The sequence below is a fragment of the Streptomyces spongiae genome (assembly GCF_009377185.1).
In the GTDB taxonomy this organism is placed as follows: domain Bacteria; phylum Actinomycetota; class Actinomycetes; order Streptomycetales; family Streptomycetaceae; genus Streptomyces; species Streptomyces spongiae.
This window is the reverse complement of record NZ_VJZC01001026.1, coordinates 1-1,636: the sequence shown is the minus strand read 5'-3', so window position 1 is coordinate 1,636 and position 1,636 is coordinate 1. Positions and strand designations below refer to the sequence as shown.

Genomic DNA, 1,636 nt, shown 5'->3' with positions numbered 1-1,636 from the left:
CCCCCGCACCACCTCACACCCACCCCTACGCAGGCGGCAGCAACCCGATCGCCCGATACGCCGCGTCCACCCTCGGCCGCGCCATCTCCCGAGCTCTCTCCGCGCCCTCCCGCAGCACCCCCTCCACATACGCGGGATCCGCGCACAACTCCTTGTGCCTCTCCCGCAGGGGCCTGAGGACCTCGACCACGGCGTCCGCGGTGTCCTTCTTCAAGGCGCCGTACGACTCGTACACACCGCTCAGCCGCTCCGGATCCCCACCCTCACAGGCCGCGAGGATCTCCAGCAGATTCGCGACCCCCGGACGCTCCTCCCGGTCGTACACGACCTCACGCCCACTGTCGGTCACAGCCCGCATGACCTTCTTCCGCACGACGTCCGGCTCATCGAGCAGATAGACGATCCCCGGCCCGGCGTCATCGCTCTTGCCCATCTTCGCCGTCGGCTCCTGGAGGTTCATGACCCGCGCCGCGACCTTCGGGACCGTCGTCCGAGGCACCACGAACGTGTGCCCGTACCGCTGGTTGAACCGCACCGCCAGATCCCGCGTCAGCTCCACGTGCTGCGCCTGGTCCTCCCCCACCGGAACCTCATCGGTCCCGTACGCGAGGATGTCCGCCGCCATCAACACGGGATACGTCAGCAACGACAACCGCACACTCCCGCCCCGAGCCCGCTCGCGCGCCGCCTTCTCCTTGTACTGGATCATGCGCCGCATCTCCCCGTCGGTGGCGACGCACTCCAGCACGTACGACAACCGCGCGTGCTCGTCCACATGACTCTGCACGAACACCGTGCACACCTCGGGATCGAGCCCCGACGCCAGCAACAGCGTCGCCGCCTGCCGACTGAGCCTGCGCACCCGTGCCGGATCGTGGTCCACGGTCAGCGCGTGCAGATCGACGACGCAGAACAGCGCGTCCCCCTCGTGCTGGTCGACCGCGGCCCACCGCCGCATGGCCCCCAGGTAGTTCCCCAGCGTCAGATGCCCGGTCGGCTTCACCCCACTGAAGACCCGTGTCATCTCCCTCTCCATCTCTCGGTCAGGACCGCCGCTGCCCGCCGGCCGGGTCCTCCAGGAGGGAGAGACAAGAACGGCCGCCAGAGCGGCGGCCGTTGAGTGCATACGTGAGTACGGCCGCCGTCAGGCGGCCCACCACAGCTGGGTGCACGTACGCGAAGTCATGGCCCCAGAGTACGCCTCCGGAGCGCCCCGAGGAGCGAAGTTGACACGCCTAGACCCCGTCCGTAGTGTTCTCCGGGTTGTCCGACGTGAGCGCCGACTCCGGTCGGTCCCCGGACAGCCATTCCGCAGGTACCAACCGACAATCGGCGATCCGTCGTCGTGTCATTGGCGTGCGTATTTACGGAATGAGGAATCCGCGTTCGAAAGAGCGCAGCCCCCGATTAGGTCGGGAGCAAGGAATCCGCTAAAGTCTCACTCGTCGGAACGGCCCAACAGCCGCGAAGACAACCCCCTCTCCGACGGGGAATCGGGCCCGAAAGGATCTGATAGAGTCGGAAACACCGAAGGGAAGCGCCCGGAGGAAAGCCACGAGAGAGTCTCTCGGGTGAGTACAAAGGAAGCGTCCGTTCCTTGAGAACTCAACAGCGTGCCAAAAATCAACGCCAGATA

At 66.5% G+C, this 1,636-nt stretch carries 1 protein-coding gene; it reads right to left on the bottom strand.

The genetic code is table 11. From position 1 onward, the window contains the following. Positions 1-25: 25 nt before the first annotated feature. Complete coding sequence (trpS, locus tag FNH08_RS49790; RefSeq protein WP_152778597.1) at positions 26-1,024, bottom strand: tryptophan--tRNA ligase; 999 nt, start codon at positions 1,022-1,024, stop codon at positions 26-28. Between the last annotated feature and the right edge of the window lie 612 nt (positions 1,025-1,636).

Excerpts from the sequence above, each read along its gene's own strand:
- trpS (WP_152778597.1), bottom strand. The coding sequence starts at position 1,024 with ATGACACGGGTCTTCAGTGGGGTGAAGCCGACCGGGCATCTGACGCTG.